General features: G+C 55.2%; 12 protein-coding genes. 5 read left to right on the forward strand and 7 right to left on the reverse strand.

The features are described from left to right. The first annotated feature begins 69 nt into the window (after positions 1-69). Positions 70-543 (forward strand): SRPBCC family protein, encoded by a 474-nt coding sequence (locus tag DC3_RS02630; protein WP_146882056.1) that lies wholly within the window; start codon positions 70-72, stop codon positions 541-543. A 153-nt stretch (positions 544-696) separates the two neighbouring features. On the opposite strand, the gene DC3_RS02635 is transcribed toward DC3_RS02630, so the two are convergent. Both DC3_RS02635 and DC3_RS02640 read right to left on the reverse strand, forming a co-directional pair. After that, positions 697-1,284, reverse strand: coding sequence for a hypothetical protein (locus tag DC3_RS02635; RefSeq protein ID WP_146882058.1), 588 nt, complete (start codon positions 1,282-1,284; stop codon positions 697-699). 223 nt (positions 1,285-1,507) lie between these two features. Next, positions 1,508-2,683: a glycoside hydrolase family 18 protein gene (locus DC3_RS02640; protein ID WP_186815783.1), complete on the reverse strand. Its 1,176-nt coding sequence runs from the start codon at positions 2,681-2,683 to the stop codon at positions 1,508-1,510. A gap of 295 nt (positions 2,684-2,978) precedes the next feature. Here DC3_RS02640 and DC3_RS02645 point away from each other — a divergent pair, with 295 nt between their 5' ends. Continuing rightward, positions 2,979-3,794 carry a serine protease gene (locus DC3_RS02645; protein WP_246130516.1) on the forward strand — a complete coding sequence of 272 codons (816 nt, stop codon included), beginning with the start codon at positions 2,979-2,981 and terminating at the stop codon, positions 3,792-3,794. Positions 3,795-3,889: 95 nt separating this feature from the next. Then, positions 3,890-4,774 (forward strand): metal ABC transporter substrate-binding protein, encoded by an 885-nt coding sequence (locus DC3_RS02650; RefSeq protein ID WP_146882062.1) that lies wholly within the window; start codon positions 3,890-3,892, stop codon positions 4,772-4,774. Positions 4,775-4,837: 63 nt separating this feature from the next. Here DC3_RS02650 and DC3_RS02655 read toward each other — a convergent pair whose 3' ends face one another. Then, complete coding sequence (locus tag DC3_RS02655) at positions 4,838-5,455, reverse strand: nitroreductase family protein (protein WP_371863430.1); 618 nt, start codon at positions 5,453-5,455, stop codon at positions 4,838-4,840. A gap of 84 nt (positions 5,456-5,539) precedes the next feature. Here DC3_RS02655 and DC3_RS02660 point away from each other — a divergent pair, with 84 nt between their 5' ends. Together DC3_RS02660 and DC3_RS02665 are read left to right on the forward strand one after the other, a co-directional pair. Then, the gene (locus DC3_RS02660; protein ID WP_146882066.1) at positions 5,540-5,878 is read left to right on the forward strand and encodes a winged helix-turn-helix transcriptional regulator; all 339 of its coding nucleotides are present in this window, start codon (positions 5,540-5,542) and stop codon (positions 5,876-5,878) included. Positions 5,879-5,992: 114 nt separating this feature from the next. After that, positions 5,993-7,750, forward strand: a complete 1,758-nt coding sequence (locus tag DC3_RS02665; RefSeq protein ID WP_146882068.1) for a DEAD/DEAH box helicase — start codon at positions 5,993-5,995, stop codon at positions 7,748-7,750. An 85-nt stretch (positions 7,751-7,835) separates the two neighbouring features. On the opposite strand, the gene DC3_RS02670 is transcribed toward DC3_RS02665, so the two are convergent. From DC3_RS02670 to DC3_RS02685, 4 genes are all read right to left on the reverse strand, one after another. After that, entirely contained in the window at positions 7,836-8,681 is an 846-nt protein-coding gene (locus DC3_RS02670) for an alpha/beta hydrolase (protein WP_146882070.1), read from the reverse strand. Between the two features lie 298 nt (positions 8,682-8,979). Next, entirely contained in the window at positions 8,980-9,285 is a 306-nt protein-coding gene (locus DC3_RS02675; RefSeq protein WP_146882072.1) for a Rieske (2Fe-2S) protein, read from the reverse strand. 37 nt (positions 9,286-9,322) lie between these two features. Then, on the reverse strand, positions 9,323-10,381 hold the full coding sequence (locus tag DC3_RS02680; protein ID WP_146882074.1) for a family 10 glycosylhydrolase: 1,059 nt from the start codon (positions 10,379-10,381) through the stop codon (positions 9,323-9,325). A gap of 109 nt (positions 10,382-10,490) precedes the next feature. Continuing rightward, a complete protein-coding gene (locus DC3_RS02685) occupies positions 10,491-12,626 on the reverse strand; it encodes an Ig-like domain-containing protein (protein WP_146882076.1) in 2,136 nt (711 codons plus the stop codon). Position 12,627 lies beyond the last annotated feature (1 nt).

Genomic DNA, 12,627 nt, shown 5'->3' on the forward strand with positions numbered 1-12,627 from the left:
TCTGGAAAGACCCCATTTTATAAGCTTGCCTTAATCCATACGGCATCTGAGTCCGGGAGGGAACCGACCATGCACATCTGCACCTATGAAGCACAAACCCAGGCGTCAAAAGAAGCCCTCTGGCAGCTCTGGACCCAGGCAAAACACTGGCCCACCTGGGACACCGACCTTGCTTCTGCAGAGCTGTCCGGTCCTTTCCGTCAGGGGGTCACCGGAACCCTGAATTACAAAGATGGCACTTCGAGAACGTTTACGGTCATCAAGTGCGAAATGCTTGAGAGCTTCGTGCTGCAAATCCCCTTTGTCAAAGGGGTGGACCTGATTGTCAAACGGGACCTCAAACAGAATGGCACTGAATTGAAATTCCAGCAGGAACTGTCTTTCACGGGTGCACCATTCGCCAAGATGATGCAAAAGGGCAAGAAAGAGCCCATCACACGGGCCACCCTTAAGCAGATGGAGGTGCTCATTCAACTGCTCGAAGGGCAGTACTCTCCTTTTAAAGAAGGTACAGGTAGCGGCAATCCACAGACTGTCCGTTGAACATCATGAAAAAGCCCTGCAAATTTGCAGGGCTTTTTCATTTGGAGGCAGGATCGGCCCGCCTCCCAGGCTGACTTTTCTGGAAAGTCAACTGCAAGATCAAGCGCACCACAAAGGAGCACTGGTCAACCAGTGCTCCTTTGTAATTCACAATCAATTGAAAGCGATGTCTTCAGTGGTGATTTGTTCAATCGAGCAACGGTTGTAAACCTTGAAGGAATTGGTTGAGACAAATGTGGCTCTGGTTCCATCGGCGGTGGCCTGCACCCATCCCTTAAACGCTCCCAGAGGCTGTTGATTTCCCACCGAGACAATCTTGATCTTGTCCTCCCCTTTGGGAACCACCACAATTCCCTGTTTGCCCACCTGGGCAGGAAGTGGGTTGTTGTTGCTGGTGTCTGCCTTGAACACAAAAGAGTATGATGTGGCATTGCTGTTCAGTTGATTGGCTGGAACTGAAGTCTTGAAGCCAGGGTCCACCTTCCCAAGGGTTGTGCTGTAAAGTCCAAGTTCTGCGGAATCCAGATCGGCGTTGGTATTGAATCTCAGAGCCACCAGGGTCGTTGTGATGGAAGGTGTATTGCTGTTCAGGGGTTCAACATTGTCACAGCCGACGTACTCGCCACCTGCGGTTCGGTACTCGGTTCTGATGTCCATGCTGCTGGTCAAAGTCAGAATCAAAGCGTTGCTGCAAGCAGCGAGGGCAAGTGTTCCAAACAGGGGTAAAAGCCACTTTTTCATGAGCATCCTCCAGGTTCAATTGCTGGCAGCATCCACTTCAGCAGCACAAATCTATGCTTGTTTTCAGATTTGTACTGCTGATTCAGGGCTCCAGCCATGAAGTCAGGTCAAAACCTTATGGCCTCAGTTTGCCCCATCGGGCAGGTTTTTCCATTAGACTGCCGTTCACATCCGTTTTAGGAACCCTTTACCAAAGATTAAGTCTCAGAGGCATCATTGATTTTCAGTCCTGCTTGTCCAGCATCTGGTGGATGGTGTTGAGAAGTTCCCCATTGTCCTGCGCCAGCTCCCAGAACATCACTCCTTGTAGGCCACGTGCCTTGCCGTAAAACACTTTTGAGCGAATGGATCGGGGATTCTCGTATGTGATGAATTCTCCACTGTCTGGGTTGAACAGGTAGGGCACTTCGGCTTCAAGATGGTAGAAAGGCTCAAAGCCACTTTCTGGGACAAGATATTTGTCGATCAGGTTTCTGTAGCTGAGATCCACATCAGAGAATTCGCCGGGATTGGGCTGGTACAGTCCGTTGTTGTCCCGGTTCACCCCTCTCCACATCCGGCCATAGAAGGGCAAGCCAAGCACCAGTTTCTCAGGAACTACACCCAGTCTCAAAGCAGTCTGAACGGTCAGGTGGGTGCTGTACTGCAGGTCGAAAGGTGCACCCTCTACAGCGAAGAGGTTGTTGTGAAAGGTGGTTACAGGACCCACCTCTCCTGTGAAGTCATAGGTCATCAGGTTGATGCGTTCCAGAATCTCTGACAGGTCTTTCAGGTGCAGGTCATTTGTGATGCGTTTTGGTGCTGCTGCAACTGCAATGGAAAGTTCATAGTGCTGGCCTGTGTCCTGCGACAGAAGGTCGAGGGCCACTCGAAATTCCTGCATCAGCAAAGTGAAGTTCTGTGCATCCTCTGGATGGTGCAGGTTGCCTTCCAGACCTCCTTCAGTGGGATACTCCCAGTCCAGGTCAAATCCATCAAATATTCCGATGGCATTTTCTGGGTGGATGTCTGGGAAACTCCCCAGCAAAAACTGGCTGATGGCTGAATCGATGAACCGGGCACGGCTTTCTGCAGTCTGGGCCATGGGACTGAAGTGCTGAGAAGCTCCCCATCCTCCAATGGAGATCAGGATCTTCAGGTGTGGATGCTGTTCCTTGAGGTGTTTCAGGGCGGCAAAATTGCCTCTGAGGCTCCCCTCCCCTGCTCCGAACTGGACCCCTGATTCCTGGTGCAGATCAAGTTGTGGATCTCCCAGAACACACAATCCATCTGCAGACACATGGGCAAATGCGTAATAGATGTGGGTCAGTTGATCTGCTGGAATCTGCTGCACAGGGTAAACAGGGGCTTTCCAGCTGGCGTAATAGGCGATCACCACAGGTTTTTGAAGATGTGTCATGCCTGCATCTGAACATGGCTGGCTTTGACATGCAAAGCAGCAATCTGACAGTTTGATGGTTTGGGCCACAAATGCTGATGGCTGTCTGGATGTGATACCACTTGCGGAGTTTCGCCAGTGCTTTTTTGCAAAAGTGTTACACATTGGAAGGGGTTTCAGGCTGGATCAGCGTCTGGTTCAATCGTGTATAAGGGCTTCCCCCGGGTTTCAAAAATTGTATACACCGTGTTAGATTGCACTCACTCAAAAATTCATGTGCAGACCTGATCAAAGGTGCTGTCAAAGGAGAAATGTTGTGATCAAACTGCGTTCACTCATGGCCCTCGCTCTTGCTGCCACTGCCCTCACAGCCTGTGGTTCTGTGGGCACACCCGAAGCCGCCGCAGAAAACAGCAACAATGAAGTGGCCCCCCAGATCGTCTATGGGACGGTCAGTGCTGTGGGCAGCCGTCCTTACATGGTGGCTGTACAGCGCTCCAGTTACCTCACCCGCAACTGGTGTGGAGGAAGCCTGATTGCCAGCAACTGGGTGATGACTGCAGCCCACTGCGTGAAGGGCTTCAGTGCCTCTGGCATCAAGGTCCGTGCAGGGGTGTACAACCTTGCAAACTCCAGCGAAGGTCAAACCGTCAGTGTTTCGAACATCTACATCCACCCCAGTTATTCCAATGTGGGCTACGGGTATGACATTGCTCTGCTGAAACTGTCTGCCAATGTGACCCACCAGTACGCATCCCCAGGGGCCATTCCCAGCAGCACAGTGGATTCCACGCTGGTTCAATCAGGTCAGATGGCCACCGTGTCTGGATGGGGCATCACCGAGTACGGCTCCTCTTCCAACCAGCTTCGCGAAGTGACCATTCCCATCACTCCAGATGGGTCCCAGTGTGGAGGCACCCCTGCCAACACCATCTGTGGACCTTACTACCAGGGCAAGGATTCCTGCAATGGGGACAGCGGTGGTCCTCTGGCCCGCCGTTACAACAACCGCAACTACATTCTGGGCATCGTGAGCTATGGACCTGAGGAATGCAGAGGTGAAGGTGTCTATACCCGTGTGGGCAAGTACGCCAGCTGGATTCAGAGCATTTCCGGTGTCTCCGCACAGTAAATTCTGGTTCTCGGATCTGCAAACTCCCATCAACAGATGGGAGTTTGTGCTTTTCTCTCATCTGATCACTTGATAATCAAGTATCATTAATCGGTATGAAACGTGCCGTTCTTTTTCTGATCGCTCTGGGTGCAAGTGCCCATGCCAAAACAAACGTGGTGGTGACCATCCAGCCCTACTACAGCATCATCAAGAACATTGCTGGAGACCGGGCAGAGGTCACCCGCATGGTGCCTGTTGGAGCCAGCCCTGAAACCTTTTCTCCTGCGCCTGCCGACATCAAAACACTTTCAAGAGCCCAGCTGGTTTTCATGAATGGTCTGGGCCTCGATGAATGGCTGACCGGGGTCATCAAGAACAGCGGAACAAAGGCAAAAGTGCTGGAGTTTGGTGAGGTGCTGAAGTTTAAACCCATCCTGGCTGAAGAGCACGCCGGAGAAACCGAAGAAGAACATCACGATGAGCACGGCCATGAAGGCACCGATCCTCACATTTTTCTGGATGCCAGCCTGATGGCACTTGCCGCCACCCGCGCAGGCGCGGAGCTTGCCAGAGTCGACCCCAAAAACGCTGCTTACTACCAGCAACGGGCGAAAGCTGAAAACCAGAAGCTGCTGAAACTGCATGCGGAGTTGAAGTCCACCCTGGGTCAGGTCAAAGGACAGAACATCGTCACCTTTCATGGGGCTTTCAACTATTTTGCACGGGCTTACGGACTGAAAGTGGCTGCGGCCATTGAGCCCTTCCCCGGAAAAGAGCCCAGTGCCCGCTACGTCACAGATGTGGTCAAACTGATCCGCAGCAAGAAGGTCAAAGCGGTCTTTGCAGAACCTCAGCTTCCCGAAACTGCAGCAAAAACCATTGCTGAAAGCGCTGGCGTGAAGCTCTTTGTTCTTGACCCTGAAGGAAGCAAACTGAGCAGCGACTACTATGGCATGATGCGGTACAACAGGGACACCCTGCTCAAAGCCCTGAAGTAATAATTCAGCAACAAAAAAGAGCATCCCATGGGATGCTCTTTTTACAGTTCAAATCGGTTTCAATCAGGCGAAGCGGGTGATGCGCTCGACGCTGTGACGGTGGTGGGGATGGCCTTCCTGAGCGGCTTTACCGACAGGCAGGATGGCAGCAATCTGCACATGGGCAGGCAGGCCGAGCAGTTCCTTGACTTTGCCAGGCTCAAATCCCAGCATGGGCACGCTGTCGTATCCGAGGCCACGGGTGGCAATCAGGAGGTAACCCAGCACAATGTTGGCCTGGGTGTTGGCCCATGCAGCGCGGGCTTCCACAGACTGGGAACCGAAAGCGCCCTCAAAGGTCTGGCGCTGGCGGGCCTTGCCTTCCTCACCGTATGCGGGGTGAGAGGTTTCTTCAGCAGTGGCGAGCACGTCTTCCATGTCGCTGTAGATCACGATGGTGTAGGGGGCAGAGGTGACCTGGGTCTGACCGTAAGCAGCGGCCTGAAGTTTTTCTTTCACTTCGGGGGTTTCGACGACCACGAAACGCCAGGTCTGGGCGTTCCATGCACTGGGGGCGAGGCTGGCCAGACGCAGGATTTCCAGCAGGTCTTCTTTGGGCATGGTGGGTTCGAACTTGCGAATGCTGTGACGGGTCTCGATGGCTTCTTTGACGGTGAGGGTGCGGGTCAGGGTATTGTTCAAATCGCTCATAAGTTCATAGTAGTATGTTTTTTAAATTGTTATGTGACTTATATTGCATTCCCCAAAGTGCGCTATACTGATGGTATGAGTGAAGATGGTTTTTGTCCCGTACACCACGCCATCCAGATCTTGCAGGAGAAGTGGACGCTTCACATCATCCGCACCCTCTTGCAAGGTCCGAGTGGCTTCAACGAACTCTCCCGTGCCGTCGGTGGCTGCAACCCCGCCACCCTGACCCACCGCCTGGAGAGCCTGGAAGGCCTGGGGTTGGTCAAGAAAGAAGTGTTGTCCCTGATGCCCCCACGCTCCAGTTACAGCCTCACTCCTGCTGGTGTGGAACTCCAGGGTGTGGTGAATGCCATTGATGAATGGGCCCGCAACCACCTGTCCACTTGCAAACAGAAGGCAGAGAGTGTAAAATAGAACGGTTGGTCTGAAGATGTAACGTTTTAAAAGTTACACTGTATCAGACCAGTGGGTAAGCCACCTCTGGACAGGACTTTCTTGGGGGAGCACTTACCCAAGAAAGGGTTACAAATGCAGTTTAGTGATTTTGACCTCCACGCCGAGGTTGTTTCTCGTCTTGCCGCGCGTGGCATCGTTACCCCCAGCCCCATCCAGGCCGAAAGCCTCCCTCACACCCTCAACGGGAAAGACGTGATCGGACGCGCTCGCACCGGAACGGGCAAAACCCTGGCCTTCGCACTTCCCATCATTGAAGGCTTGGCCCCCAGCAAAGATTATGGCCGTGCTCCCAGAGCACTGGTTCTGGCCCCCACCCGGGAACTGGCCAAACAAATCGCCGAAGAATTCAACCAGAGCGCACCTCACCTCTCCATCACCACCATCTATGGTGGTTCCAGCTACGTGCTGCAGGAAAAAGCCCTGACCCGTGGTGTGGACATCGTGGTGGGCACCCCTGGACGCATCATCGATCACCTGGAGCGCAAAACCCTCCTTCTGGATGAAGTGCAGTTCGCTGTGCTCGACGAAGCAGACGAAATGCTCAACGTGGGCTTCGCAGAAGCGGTGGAAACCATTCTGCGCCACGCCCCCGAAGACCGCCAGACTTTGCTGTTCAGCGCCACCCTCACCCCCTCAGTGATCCGTCTCGCCCGTGCGTACATGCGCAACCCCGTGACGGTGGACCTGATCGGTGAAGACGCCCCCAAAGCCGCCCAGACCGTGAAACACCTGGCCGTCAAAGTGGGCCGCAGCCGCACCCGCGTGCTGGTGGACCTGCTGAGCGTCTACAACCCCGAGCGTGCCATTGTCTTCACCCGCACCAAGCGTGAAGCCGATGAACTCGCCCTTGAGCTGATTGGCCGTGGCATCGAAGCCGAAGGCCTGCACGGCGACCTCGCCCAGGCCCAGCGTGAACGCGCCTTGGCTGCCTTCCGCAGCGGACGCACCCGCGTGCTGGTCGCCACCGACGTGGCCGCACGTGGTCTGGACATTCCCGAAGTGGACGTTGTTGTGCAATACCACGTGCCCCAGGATCACGAGTCCTACGTGCACCGCTCTGGCCGCACGGGCCGTGCAGGACGCAATGGTGTCGCCATCGTGATGTACGCTCCCAAAGAGCAGTACGCCATCCGCCAGTTGGAGAACGCCACCGGAGCCCGCTTCGAGAAAATCGAACCCCCAACCCAGGCCGAGGTGTACGCTTCCAACATGCGCAACGTTGCGAACATGGTCAAAAATGTTCCCGATGAAATCAGCAGCATGTTCCTGGGACAGGCCGAAGAGCTCATCGCCCAACTCGGCGTGGAAGCCCTGGCCAAAGCACTGGCCCGCATTGCCGGTGTGACCGAAGCCCCTCGCAGCGTCAGCCTGCTGAGTGGTGAAGAAGACTTCGTGACCGTCACTCTCCGTGCTCCCCGAATGACTGTTCCCAGAGCTGTTGCTCTGATCGCACGTGGTCTCAACATCGAATCCCGCGCCCTGGGCAAAGTGCGTCTCTTTGAAGGTGGCGCAGTGGCAGACATCCCCACCGACCGTGTGGAAGACCTGCTGGCCCTGAGCCCCCTGGAAGAAAAAGTTCAGGTTGTGAAGACCGAAGAACTCCCCGAACTGCTCGAAACCCCCCAGCGCGACGACCGTGGCCCCCGTCAGGGTGACCGTGGTGGATACCGTGGTGGCGGAGATCGCGGCGGATACCGTGGCAACCGTGAGGGCGGCAGCGACCGTGGTGGAGATCGCGGCGGCTACCGGGGCAACAGCGACCGTGAAGGTGTGTACGCTGGCAACCGTGAGGGCGGCAAACGTCCTTACCAGAGCCGCAAGCGCTACTGATCTTTAAAAGATCCTCTGTCAGAAGCCATTTCTAAAGTCCAGAAACCCCCGGAATTTCCGGGGGTTTTTTTGTTGCTGCTTCAAATCAATGTTTATCCATTGCCAGAAAATTTTTGTGAACAAATGGGGTCAGGGAAGAGGCGGGCATCAATTGCTGCTGAAAGAACTTGAGGATGTGGGCTTCCAGGGTGTTCTGATGGGTTTCATTGATGAAGTGGTCACCAGAGAGCCATTCCAGCTGACTCTGAGCCCCTGCTTCCAGAAGCGCCTGGTGCATCCGCATCGCCTGAGAGGGAAAAACGTGCTGGTCTCTTTCACCATGCAGGTGCAAAAATGCAGCACTGTCTGCAGTGACATGACGGACGGGACTGGCAAGATGGGCCAGATCAGGATGCTCCTTCACGGGCCCACCGAAGAGTTTCAGGGTGTTGATCGGGTAACCCGGATCAAAAAAATCAGTGACCCCTGAGACATTGACCACTGCCTGCACCCTGGAACTGTGACCTTTCCAGCCTGCATTGCTGCCTTCGAGCTCTGGGCGGTCTGCAGTGGTGCCCAGCAACGCTGCGAGGTGGGCTCCTGCACTGATGCCCCACACACCAATCCGGTCTGGATCGATGTACAGCTGTTCTGCATGGGCCCGCAACCAGCGCACAGCGGTTTTGCAATCTTGAATCTGGGCCGGAAATCTGAAAGCAGGAGCAAGTCGGTAATCAATGCTGATGGTCAAAAACCCTGCTTCTGCCAGAAAAACATTTGAAACAGGCCACTTTCCAAACATTTCCCAGGCTCCACCATGAATGTGAATGATGGCAGGCCTGGGAGCACTCGAAATTTCTCGTGGTTCCAGAAGATCCAACAAAACGCCATGATTGCTGAAATGAATATTTTCAATCAATTGCAGATGCTCAGGAAATTGTAGGGGGTTCATCACATCACCTGCATTTACTGTAACATCCAGTTTTTGAGAAAAGCCGATGGTGAGCACATCCCACCACGTCACGATCTCAGGGAACTTTCATGCGGGTTCTCTCGTAGCGTCCTCTGGAGGGCCTCATGTTGCAACCGAAGAAAAAAGACAGGCTGCAGATTGCCGGGTACCTGACGGTACTGGTGGTTTCCTTTGCTGTCAGCTGGCACATTCTGTCTGGCCTGCTTGAACGCCTGTAAAAATGGCAAAAAGAAACTCGGGTTTCCCCGAGTCTGGTTGCTGTGTTGTTCCCTGAGGTTCAGAGTTCCTCAACGTACAGGTCTTCCCCATCCACCACAGCCTTGTAGAGCCTGACGGCTTTGACGGCAGGCATTTTTGTGGCCTTGCCTGTGGCAAGCTCAAATCGGGCACCGTGGGCCTCACAGGTGATCTGGCCGTCTTCCACCCGCCCGCCTTCAAGGGGCACACTTTCATGGGTGCAGACATTCCTGAGGGCATAGAACTGGTCCTGATGGTTGACCACCAGCACACTCTGGCGGCCCACACGCACGCTTTTCTGAGAACCTTCGGGAAGGTCACTGATTTTGCCAACCAAAACACGCATGGTTCTCAAAATAGCATGCTCCTGCGTCCTCACACTGTCACCTGCGACCAAACACCACAAAGTTGCTGAATCCCTGAGGCCTGAGCACATTCATCTGACTGGTGAGGCCCGGGTATTCAGGGCCGACCTGCAACCCCATCCAGATGGGTTTTTTGCTTCTGGTGCGCAGGGTGTACCCGAGCACTTTCAGTGCGGTGAGGTTGGTGCTGTAAGCCATCGGGATGAACACATCCACCCCCTGCCATTTCGTCCAGACTTGCTGGGTTTCGGGCTTGTAGAGGGGATAATAGGCATTCACTGCTGCGGTCACCAGACCCTGCCCTCCGGCCTGGTGGTAAGCACGGCTCATGCCTGCTGCCGCCTGGGCCAGCACATCCTGTCGGAAGGCATACCATTTCATGTTGGTGACCCCTGCTTTCGTTCCGGTCTGGTCCTGGAAGATTTTGACCGCAACGGGGTTGTAACCAAAATCATCTTTGGAGGGGTACCTCAGGTAATCGAGGTGCAAACCGACATTTGGGTAATTCTCAGCGAGTTCGGTGCTCAGGTCATAAACGGTCTTGCGCACCTCATAAATGGCCGGATCGGCGAAACCCATGTGAAGGCCCGTGTCACTGCTGCGGACCCCTTTTGAATTCAGGGTTTCCCACTCGGGGTGCTCTTCCAGCAGGCCTCCACTGACCCCGTACTGCTTTGGAGGAGCCCAGTAAAAGACTTCCAGCCAGGCATGAAGCCGCAATCCAGTGCGCGCAGCAGCCTCCACATACTCATTGAGGAGGTCGCGTCCGGTCAGCTCTGGGCGCATGGGGGCAATGGCAGACGGATAAATGGTCATGCCGTGATAAAAAGCCTCCACAAAAACATCGGTGAACCCTTCCTTCTTTAAAGAATCCATAAGTGTATAGGTGTCCTGTCTGGGATCAGGGCGCACCCACACCCCCATCACGCCATGCCGCACATTGGCTGCAGGCAGGTCTGGAATGGTGATGTTCTCAGGGGTTTCAGGGTCCAGAACGCCACCCTCCGTGGGGTCCTGAGCAAAGGCCAGAGATGTGAAAGTGCATGCCACAAGAAGGAAATAACGCCACCACTTCATGCCTTTCACCTTAGCAGGCTTTTCTGGTGTTCAGGTGACACATTGGTAAACATCTGCACAAGAGAAACCCCCGGAGTTGCCGCTCCGGGGTGTTGGGAGGAAGAGGAATTTAGAGTTTGGGAAGGGTGGGGACAGACTGGTTGCAGTTGCTGGTGATTTGCAGGATCTGGCAGATCAGCTGACCTGCAGAGTTCACCCCAGCAGCACCGGCAGGTGGGGTGGCATGCACACGCTCTTTCCAGATCTGCCAGATCATCATGCCGTCTCCGGGTTTGCCGTTGGTCTTCACGTAGTTGGCGAGGGTCTCGACGTTGTAGGCCTTGCTGGCATCGTTCAGGCCGTCGTACATGAAGTTGCGCCAGGTGGCTCCGTAATCCACCCCTGCCTCTTTGTACAGTTTGAGGGTGGCTCCACCCGCACCTTCTGGCGCAGGTTCGATGCCCATGGCGATGGGTCCACTGTAAATGGCCCGGTAGGATTCAAAGGATTCACGGGGATCAAAGTAGGTGCCTGCATCGTAGGACATCAGGTTGATGTGGCTCAGCTTGCTGCCCTGCTGTTTGACCAGGTTGTACATGGTGCCGCCGTAAGGTGAACCCCACTGCACTTTGCCCTCTTCCCACTGGGTGCCTTTCACGTAGTAGGCTCCGGTGGACCATGCGGCAATGGAGATGCCCATGCTCAGCCCTCTGGCACGGATGGTGTCGTGGGTGCGGTTGAGGATGTCGATGGCCTTGGCATCTCCAGGGCAGGAGAAATTGGTGGCATCACCAGAGCAGGTTCCTGTGGGTGCTTCCCAGTCCAGATCCACGCCGTCCACGCCCAGGTCCTGGGCAAGGTCAATCAGGCCGCTGGGGTTGTAGCTGTCCCAGCCATGCTGGTCGTTGGAGTAGGTCCATCCCCCCACCGACAGGTACACTTTGGTTCCTCTGGCCTGCAGGGCATCGATGTTGGCAATGAGTTTTTTGGCGTTCTCGGGGGTCATCTTGACCGGAGGGCTCCAGGGGTTCGCAGCAGCACCTTCCACAAATTGGAGGCCTGTGTTGGTGTCACTGAAGCCATTGACCAGGTAATCCCCCTTCTTGTAGGTCAGTTTGGGGTTGGCAAAGGAAATGTTGACGTGAGTGTAGTAGCTGGGGATGTTGGCAGGAACCAGATCATTCAGGCTGGTGTTCCAGGTGCCTGCATATCCCACATAGATGCGACTGGCAGGCTGGACGGGGATGTTCACCGTGACATTGGCCGCGCTGGAAGTGGTGTTGTTTCCGGCGGCGTCAAAAGCTTTGGCAGTGTAACTGTAGGTGCCATTCTGTCCAGCGGCAAAGCTCTGGCTGTACTGGTAGGGAGAGGTGGTGTCTGTTCCGACGAGAGCACCATTGCGATAGAACTCCACCTTGCTGACGCCCACATTGTCTGTGGCATTGGCAGTAACGGTGACGTTCCCAGCGGCAGTGAGGTTGGTGGGGCTGGCAGACACACTGACTGTGGGGGCCACAGTGTCGCCTGTACCAGGAATGTTCACTGTCAGGTTGGTGGCTGTAGAAGTTTTGTTGTTCCCAGCAGCATCAAATGCTTTCGCAGTAAACGCATACGTCCCATTCTGGCTGCTCGAAGAAAAGCTCTGGCTGTACTCGTAGGGTGCAGTGGTGTCCGTGGCAACCAGCGTCCCGTTGCGGAAAAACTCCACTTTCGTCACCCCCACATTGTCACTCGCTGTCGCTGTCACTTTCGCGGTCCCAGCTGCCGTCAAAGTCGCAGGAGCCACCGTCGCAGACACTGTGGGAGCCACCGTATCACTGGGGGTTCCGGAGCAGCTGGCTCCGTTGATGGTGCAGGCGGTCACACCACTGAACACGCCCGTCCCAGAGTAGGACACTGTCACGCTACCCCCAGCGGGGATGTTTCCGCCCCCCCAGCTGTTGGGAGTGATGGTGTAAGAACCGTCGGCGTTCTTGACGGCATTCCCACCGGCACCCCAGGGGGTTCCCGAGAGGCCTGCGTTGCCGTTGAATTTGAAGTTCAGGCTCCAGGTGCTGACCGCAGTGTCCCCGGTGTTCTTCAGCGTGATCACCCCGGTGAAACCACTGTCCCAGGCGCTGCTGGTCGTGAAAGTCGCGGACAGGACTGCAGCCTGTTTGTTCACCACACCCACCGGTGCCGCACCTTGCAGGTCCGTCTGGCTGCATGCAGCAAGTCCCAGTGTCAGAAGCAGTAAAGCCGATCCCTGAAATGCTTTGATGTTCATC

The organism is Deinococcus cellulosilyticus NBRC 106333 = KACC 11606, from assembly GCF_007990775.1.
Classification (GTDB): domain Bacteria; phylum Deinococcota; class Deinococci; order Deinococcales; family Deinococcaceae; genus Deinococcus_C; species Deinococcus_C cellulosilyticus.

What these genes read in the sequence shown, in the direction of transcription:
- DC3_RS02680 (WP_146882074.1), bottom strand. Translation starts at nt 10,381, where the DNA reads ATGAAGTGGTGGCGTTATTTCCTTCTTGTGGCATGCACTTTCACATCT.
- DC3_RS02660 (WP_146882066.1), top strand. Translation starts at nt 5,540, where the DNA reads ATGAGTGAAGATGGTTTTTGTCCCGTACACCACGCCATCCAGATCTTG.
- DC3_RS02635 (WP_146882058.1), bottom strand. Translation starts at nt 1,284, where the DNA reads ATGAAAAAGTGGCTTTTACCCCTGTTTGGAACACTTGCCCTCGCTGCT.
- DC3_RS02640 (WP_186815783.1), bottom strand. Translation starts at nt 2,683, where the DNA reads ATGACACATCTTCAAAAACCTGTGGTGATCGCCTATTACGCCAGCTGG.
- DC3_RS02670 (WP_146882070.1), bottom strand. Translation starts at nt 8,681, where the DNA reads ATGAACCCCCTACAATTTCCTGAGCATCTGCAATTGATTGAAAATATT.
- DC3_RS02675 (WP_146882072.1), bottom strand. Translation starts at nt 9,285, where the DNA reads ATGCGTGTTTTGGTTGGCAAAATCAGTGACCTTCCCGAAGGTTCTCAG.
- DC3_RS02650 (WP_146882062.1), top strand. Translation starts at nt 3,890, where the DNA reads ATGAAACGTGCCGTTCTTTTTCTGATCGCTCTGGGTGCAAGTGCCCAT.
- DC3_RS02665 (WP_146882068.1), top strand. Translation starts at nt 5,993, where the DNA reads ATGCAGTTTAGTGATTTTGACCTCCACGCCGAGGTTGTTTCTCGTCTT.
- DC3_RS02685 (WP_146882076.1), bottom strand. Translation starts at nt 12,626, where the DNA reads ATGAACATCAAAGCATTTCAGGGATCGGCTTTACTGCTTCTGACACTG.
- DC3_RS02630 (WP_146882056.1), top strand. Translation starts at nt 70, where the DNA reads ATGCACATCTGCACCTATGAAGCACAAACCCAGGCGTCAAAAGAAGCC.